General features: G+C 50.5%; 3 protein-coding genes and 2 pseudogenes. 2 read left to right on the forward strand and 3 right to left on the reverse strand.

Annotation, left to right across the window (positions count from 1 at the left end; genetic code table 11):
• Window positions 1-499, forward strand: a 499-nt coding sequence (locus BN93_RS06065) for a class II fructose-bisphosphate aldolase (protein ID WP_044259939.1), incomplete at its 5' end; no start/stop codon positions are given.
• 1,403 nt (window positions 500-1,902) lie between these two features.
• On the forward strand, window positions 1,903-3,096 hold the full coding sequence (locus BN93_RS06070; protein ID WP_019187446.1) for a DUF4369 domain-containing protein: 1,194 nt from the start codon (window positions 1,903-1,905) through the stop codon (window positions 3,094-3,096).
• Here the strand turns inward: BN93_RS06070 and BN93_RS06075 are convergent.
• The 3 genes and pseudogenes from BN93_RS06075 to murQ all read right to left on the reverse strand — a co-directional run.
• Window positions 3,069-5,289: pseudogene (locus BN93_RS06075) on the reverse strand (GH92 family glycosyl hydrolase). The gene BN93_RS06070 and the pseudogene BN93_RS06075 overlap by 28 nt on opposite strands.
• 119 nt (window positions 5,290-5,408) lie before the next feature.
• Window positions 5,409-7,261, reverse strand: a pseudogene (locus tag BN93_RS06080) (serine hydrolase).
• A gap of 21 nt (window positions 7,262-7,282) precedes the next feature.
• Window positions 7,283-8,048 (reverse strand): N-acetylmuramic acid 6-phosphate etherase (murQ, locus tag BN93_RS06085; protein WP_019187449.1); only part of this gene is annotated, 766 nt, incomplete at its 5' end.

The following is an 8,048-nucleotide window of genomic DNA, read 5'->3' on the forward strand; positions in this document are numbered from 1 at the left end:
CGACTTCGTTACGAAGACCGGCGTAGACTCGCTGGCTATCTCTATCGGCACGTCGCATGGCGCATACAAGTTCACCCCCGAACAGTGCACCCGCGACCCGAAGACCGGCCGTCTTGTTCCTCCTCCCTTGGCTTTCGACGTTCTCGATGCCATCATGAAGAAGCTCCCTGGTTTCCCCATCGTACTTCACGGCTCGTCTTCCGTACCACAAGAGTACGTTGACATGATTAACAAATACGGCGGCAAGTTGCCCGATGCCGTAGGTATTCCCGAAGAGCAACTGCGCAAGGCTGCAAAGAGCGCCGTTTGCAAGATTAACATCGACTCAGACTCGCGCTTGGCTTTCACCGCTGCCGTTCGCAAGGTGTTTGCAGAAAAGCCTGCTGAGTTCGACCCCCGTAAATACTGCGGTCCTGCTCGCGACCTGATGACGGAACTCTACAAGCACAAGATTAAAGAAGTGCTTGGTTCTGACAACAAGCTGGCACAACTCGACTAATTTTTTAATAAGTCTTAGAGACTAATTTTTTAATAAGTCTTAGAGGATGTGCCCTCACTACCGAGGGCACATCCTCATATTTTTTCCCTTTGCCCAACAACAAGCAAACTGACAACAACAAGCAAACTGCCAACAGCAAAAAAACGGCGTGTCAACAGCCAACCAAGGGCTTTATAGAAAGCAAGCGTGCTACATGTAAGCCCAAGCAGCGCATTAGGAATCCTTTTCTTGTCTTTAACTAACGAACCTGCTTTTAGTTAAATTCAGTAACAATCCTTTACAAAACACATCCTTCTTGCCACGTGCTTCTAGCGAAAAAATAGCCTAAAAGCAGGCAATTCGCTACAAAAATCAACCTTACACGCCACCGCTTTTATCCGTTTTTCAGAATTCCGACTGCATTTAGCACCACTTTATCCTTCTAGTTAGTCACCCATTCGTATTTTTTCAGCACCCAAAAATCGGCTTTTTACCCCCGAAAACCTACTTTTTAAGTGCTTTTTACCCCTATTTTCCACCCTTTTTCAACCAATCTAAAATGCTTTAAGCCTCTGTTCGCTGTGCAATTATATACATTTCACCCAGCGTTTTGCCGCATTTTACCCTGCATTTAGCACCAAAACGCAGTGCAATTAGCACCAAAACGCAGTGCGTTTAGCATCAAAACGCAGTGTATTTAGTACCAAAACGCAGTGTATTTAGCAGCAAATAGCCCCCAAAAGGGTGCAATTAGCGGTTTGTTTAAATAAATATTCATTTTGTTGGTATTAACATGCAAGCCCTTTTTGCACCAAAACAAACCTCCGCGAGAATGGATTATTTGCACCCGAGCGGACGATTGGTGAAGAAAAAGGCACTCATAATGTTAAAAAACATACTTAAAATATTACAATATTCAAGATAGAGGGGTTAGAACGCTTGCGGATTTGCCAGTCATAGTCAAACGGTATTGGATTTGAAAAACCACAGCTGCACCGTAAGCAAGCAAAAAATCCTCCCTCTCCTCCGCGTAAAGATTTATTCATTCTAGGCAACACACGCCTTGCGTGCTTCCAACAACAATTTCCCAAATGCAATTCTGTTTGACTACAAGTAGGCTAATAGGCTTTGGGGTTGGTAGGCTGATGAGGTTAGTCTTTCTAGCTACATTAGCACTTCCAGTTATACCAACCCTTCCAGCTCTCCTAACAATATTTAGCTTTCCGCTATTTACAACAAATCAGCATGCGGCCAACCCAAATTCATCCCCAACCAAGTAGGCACTTAGTTCCAAACTACGGGTTTACTTGTCTGCACTCCCCCATTTTTATTTTTAACGTTTCGGTAACTAAATAAAGTGCCAAGCAAAGGCATCGTTATCTCAAAAAAATCGTTATTTTTGCAAAAAAGTAAAAAGAGAAAATATGGAGAGAATAATCTTTACCCTGTTATGCACACTTTGCGCCTGCACATCTTTCGCGCAAACAAAAAACGGTTTTGTCATAACAAGCGACATTCCCGACCTGCCCGACGGCATCGAGGTGGAGCTCGAAACGGCCGAGGGTTCGAACTACGACGAAGTGGCCAGAGCCGTTGTTCAAGACGGTAAGTTCGTTCTTACCGGCCGTCTGACACATCCCACGCTTTGCACCTTGTCTACCAACAATTACAAGCTGCTCTACGCCATGGAGTCGAAAGAAGAGCCAACATGGACCTACACCCCCATCTTTGTTAGCAACACGGCGATGACGGTAAAGGCCGACAAGTACAAATACTTGGCATCTAACCTGCCCATCAGCAAACACCTCTGTGTTACGGGCGGAAAAGCACAAGCCGACTTCAACGATTTCAACCAACGAAAAAACGACTCCCTAACGTGGATGAAGAAAAATCCGCAATCGCCACTGGCCATCAAAATGGCCACAGAGATGGTGCTAAACAATCGTACGCTCACCAAACGGCAGATAGAAGACATCACGGCCACCATCTTTGCCTGCCCCGAAGATTATCCACGAGTAAATGCTTATCGCCGAGCAGTGGCCACAGCAAAAGCTATGGCCGTGGGCGAATCACTTCAAGACATACCCATGTTTACCCAGAAAAACCGCACAACATCCCTACTTGTGGCCATTCCAACGGGAAAGGTAGCGTTTATTTGCTTTTGGACAACATGGCGAAAACCAAACCAAAAACTCATACCCGAACTTAAAAACATGGTGGCCAAACACCCCGAAGTGGCTTTTCTATGTGTGGCCGACGACAAGGAAGACTACCTGTGGCAAAAGTTCTTGGAACGAACGCAGCTGTCGTGGCCGCAATACCGGCTTACCAAGCGCGGCATGAAGCAGTTTACAGACACGTTTGGGCCTGATGCCACTCCCCTCTTCGTTATGCTTGCGCCCGATGGCACCATTGTGAGGGCAAGCAGCTACTTGGGCGACATGCAAAAACTGCTAGACAAAACGGCCATGAAACTGGCTAGAGCATACGAACAACAGAAAAAAAGGCAGGCGAACAAAGTGAGGGTACGCGTAACACCAAGCAATCAAAGAAAAAGACGTAAGCTCTTTACTTTCTTCTTTCACTGTCATCACAGAGCAGGTGTCTCGCTCATGTAAAAGTCGATTTTCGCCCCTTCGGTAATTGTCTTGTGGTTCAGCCAATGGGCTTTTTCAGGCGTACCATTAACGGTTAACCGCTTGATGTAGCGCCATTGTGGCCTGTCGGCGGTGATAACTGTTGTTTTGCCGTTCTCCAAGTGCAACGAAACCTTGGCGAAAAGCGGTGTGCCAATGGCATACTCGTTGCTTGCAGGGCACACGGGATAAAAGCCCAGAGCCGAAAACACGTACCAAGCAGAAGTCTGCCCGTTGTCTTCGTCGCCGCAATAGCCGTCAGGGTGTGCGCTATAAAGCCTATCCATCACCTCGCGAACCCAATATTGGGTTTTCCAAGGCGCGCCACTCCAATCGTAAAGGTACGTCATGTGCTGAATAGGCTGGTTTCCATGGGCGTAATTACCCATGTTCATAATCTGCATCTCGCGTATCTCGTGTATCACTTGCCCGTAATAGCTGTCGTCGAACACGGGCGGAAGGGCGAAAACAGAATCGAGCATCGCCGTGAAAGCCTTGTTGCCGCTCATCAACGAGATAAGGCCGCATGGGTTATGAAACACCGACCACGTGTAATGCCAGCCGTTTCCCTCGGTAAAGACATCGCCCCACTTCAATGGGTTGTAAGGTTTCTGCCATTCGCCGTTCTTCTTTCGGCCCCGCATCAGGTTAAATTCCTTGCTGAAAAGGTTGCGATAGTTCTCGGCGCGGCGTTCAAACTCGGCCCATTCTTTCTTGGGTTTGCCCAGTGCCTTGCCCAATTGGGCGATACACCAGTCGTCGTAAGCATACTCCAAGGTGCGTGCAGCACTCTCGTTAATGCCCACATCGCAAGGCACATAGCCCAGTTTGTTATAATATTCGTACCCCAATCGGCCCGTAGAAGGCACTTGCGGATGCACCGCTTTTGCGCCATGCAGCACAGCTTGCCACAGCGTTTCAACATCGTAACCACGTATGCCCTTGATGTAAGCATCGGCAACCACCGATGCCGAGTTGTTGCCCACCATGCAATTGCGATGTCCGGGGCTTGCCCATTCGGGTAAAAAGCCGCTCTCCTTATAGGTGTTCACCAGCCCCTCTTGCATTTCGCGCGCCATAGAAGGGTACATCAGGTTCACCAAGGGGAAAAGACTGCGGAACGTATCCCAAAAGCCCGTGTCGGTAAACATCGTTCCTGGCAGCACTTTTCCGTTGTACGGACTGTAATGCAGTGTGTCGCCACTGGCCGAAATCTCATAAAACTTGCGTGGAAAAAGCGTGGAACGATAAAGACAAGAGTAAAAAGTGCGCAGGTTATCAACGTTGTTGTCTTCCACACTGATGCGTCCCAGCACGTCGTTCCAACGTTGTTTGCCCTTTTGCAGCAGCGTTTCAAACGAGCTGTTGCCCAACTCTTTAAGGTTTTGCATGGCTTGCGCCTCGCTGATAAACGACGAGGCCACGCGGGCATGCACCTGTTCGCCACGCTTGCAGCTGAAAGTAACGATGGCTCCTGCATGGTTGGCTTGCAGCTCTTGCTTGTCGGCGGCAAGTAGTTTCTTACCATCGGCCAAACGCGCTGCAGCAAAGTCGCGGTCGAACACGACAACAAAATAGTTCTTGAAGTTATCGGGTACGCCCCCACTGTTCTTTGTGGTGTAGCCCACAATGGTGCGTTTGTCGGGCAATAGCCTGACGAACGAGCCCTTGTCGAAAGCATCTACGATGACGTTTGCCGAGTCGGTCTTTGGGAAAGTAAAGCGCAACAGGCACGCACGCTCGGTAGGCGCCAGTTCGGCCGTAATGTCGTAGTCGGCCAAGTACACCTTATAATGATAGGGTTTGGCTGTTTCGGCCTTATGCGAGAACCACGAGGCGCGCCCCTCTTCATCGAAAATGGGCTTACCCGTTGTGGACCATGATGGCAAATTGCCCGTAATCGTTAATCCACGGACTGGGTTGGTGTGTCTGTTTCAGTCCCCTTATCTTGTTGGCCTGATAGCCATAGGTCCATCCATCGCCCATCTTTCCCGTTTGCGGTGTCCAAAAGTTCATGCCCCAGGGCATGGCCGTGGCGGGATAGGTGTTGCCAGTAGAAAGCTGAAACGTGGACTGCGTGCCCACAAGTGTGCTTACATAATCAACGGGTTGGCTCTGTGCCAGGGCTGCATTAGCAGCGATAAAGGCAAATGCCAAGACAGACAACATCTTCATTGCGTTGTGATATTGGGCAAAGCGAACAGCATTTGACCTTAACCCACCTGCTGTTCGCTTTACTGTTTTCATATTTTTTAGGCATTACTACAATAGGTATGCGCCAGCAGCCAACCCCCTTACAGGTGCGGTTTAAGCAACTTTACCCACACATCATAGCCCGCTTTGGTGAGGTGCAACCCATCGTAAGTTAGCTCGGCACGCATAATGTTGGTGCCAGGCTCGGTGAAATGGGGATAGAGATTGATAAACGTTAGTCCCTTTTCGCGTGCCAAAGCCTCGATGCGCGCATTGATTTGGGGTATCATGTCGGTTTTGCCTTGCAGCCGTTTCCATCTCCCTGTGCTCTCGCGAATGGGCAAAAGACTCTGCAACACCAGCTTTGTTTTGGGCGTTTGTGCGCGGATATGGTCCACCAATGTGCGTATGTCCGTCATTAAGCTATCCACCGTTACATCGTGACTAACGTCGTTTATGCCGATTAGCAAGAAAATCTTAGCAGGCTTGTGGGGCGTAATCTGATACAGGCGAGCATCAACGCCCAGTGCCACATCGCCGCTAATGCCGCGGTTACGCACGTTGGGTTTGCCCAATTTTTCAGCCCAATCCTTCCCACCTTCGGTAAGGCTGTTGCCCAACATCACAATATCGGTGGAGCGTATGGGCGGTTCGTCCTCGAAAGTGCGCATCCTTACGTAGTAATATGGGGGGAATGCGGCGGGTTCGTTGGTTATGCTTGCAGCCACGGCATTGGCTACTTGGGCGCGCAAACGTATCACATTAGATGCGTCTACGGGGTGAACACTGTTGCAAAGCAGAATGATGGAGAGGTCGTTAACGGGGTCGATAACGATAGATGTGCCTGTATAGCCCGTGTGTCCGTAAGCCTCGGAACTTAGCAAGTCGCCCTGATTGGAGGCGTATGCCGAACTGACATCCCAGCCAAGGCTACGCCCAAAGCTGTTGAAGTTTTGCGGAACAGAACGCATGGCCTTCACCGTTAGCGGGCTAAGGATGCGCTTTCCGCCCATGCGCCTCCGTTTTGGAGCATGGCACAGAGCGTGGCCACATCCTCGGCTGTGGAAAACAGCCCGGCATTACCCGACACGCCACCGTTGAGCGTGCAGGCCAAGGGGTCGTGTACCTGCCCTTGTTTCACCACGCCGTTGGGCTGCCGTTCGGTAGGAGCGATGGGCGTAAGGCCTGCTTGTTCGCCGTTAGCGACCCAACGCGGTTGAGAAGTGTTGACCAACTTGCCGCTCTTGTCCGACGTGCAGGGCAAGAAGTCGGTGTGTTTCATGCCCAGTGGGATGAAAATGTTGTTGGCCGCGAAGGTGCGGAGCGGTTGTCCCGTAATGCGTTCTACGATGTTTTGCAACGTGATGTAGTTCAGGCAGCTGTATTGCATGTCTGAACGCGGCCTAAATTCGCGTTTGCAACCGGCGATGTAGGCCATCAGTTTTGCGGGGTTGGGCTTGCCGTCGGTCTCGGCTAAGGTTTTTACCGGGGCATAAGCAGGCAGTCCCGAGGTATGCGTAAACAGGTCTTCAACGCGTATTGTTGCACTGTCTTTACCTTCGCCATGCCAGTTTTTGAACTCTGGCAGGTAATTGCTGACGGGGTCGGAAAGGCGCAACAGCCCTCGCTCCACCAGCAACATGGCCGAAATGGCCGTTGCCATAGGCTTGGTACACGATGCCATGTCGAACACCGTTTGGGTGGTCATGGGCAGTGTAGAGGGATAAGTTTGGCGGTTGCCATAGGCTTTTAGGTAGGCTAATTTGCCGTGGCGCACCACAGCCAGCACCGCCCCAGGCGTTTTTTTGTCGCGGATGGCGCGCAATATAACCTCGTCGGCAGCGCGCAGACGCGCCAAACTCATGCCCACCTCTTCGGGCGAAGCCGTGGGAACGTTGTTGGCCCAGACGTTAAGGGTAAAGGCACAAAGTGCCAAGAGCAAAATCCTAAACATCGTTTGTCTTTGTTTTAGAGGTTACTCGTGTGGACGTTTATATTCTTCTAAAGCCTTTTCTACCGACCCATGCAGCAAAAGCAGACTCTTAGCCTTGCCATATCCCAGGCCTAGCATCTCGACCAGCATGCGTGTTCCGCGGTCTATCAGCTTTTTGTTGCTTAGCTGCATGTTCACCATCTTGTTGCCTTTTACGCGGCCAAGCTGTATCATCACGGCGGTTGAAATCATATTGAGTATCATCTTTTGGCCCGTTCCCGACTTCATTCGCGAACTTCCCGTAACGTATTCGGGCCCGACAACCATTTCGATAGGCACATCGCTCTCGGCTGCCATAGGCGAATCGGGGTTGCTGGTGATGCAAGCGGTAAGTATGCCGTGCTCTCTGGCACTGCGAAGGGCGCCCACTACGTAGGGCGTTGTGCCCGATGCGGCAATGCCAATGACGGTGTCTTTCTCGTTGATGTTAAACTCCGTGAGTTCGTCCCACCCACGTTCTTCATCGTCTTCGGCATTTTCCACAGCATTACGAAGTGCCGTGTCGCCACCAGCAATGAGGCCAATGACCAGTGTTTTAGGCACGCCGAAGGTGGGTGGCAGTTCGCTAGCATCTAGCACGCCGAGCCTTCCGCTCGTTCCTGCGCCCATATAAAAGATGCGTCCACCGCGTTTCATGCGCGGCACAATTAGTTCTACAAGTTTCGCCACTTGTGGAATAGTCTTCTCAACCGCCTCTGCCACCTTTCGGTCTTCGGCGTTGATGTCCCTCAACAATCCTTCTGCCGCC

It is taken from the genome of Prevotella conceptionensis 9403948, from assembly GCF_000312305.1.
GTDB classification, from domain to species: domain Bacteria; phylum Bacteroidota; class Bacteroidia; order Bacteroidales; family Bacteroidaceae; genus Prevotella; species Prevotella conceptionensis.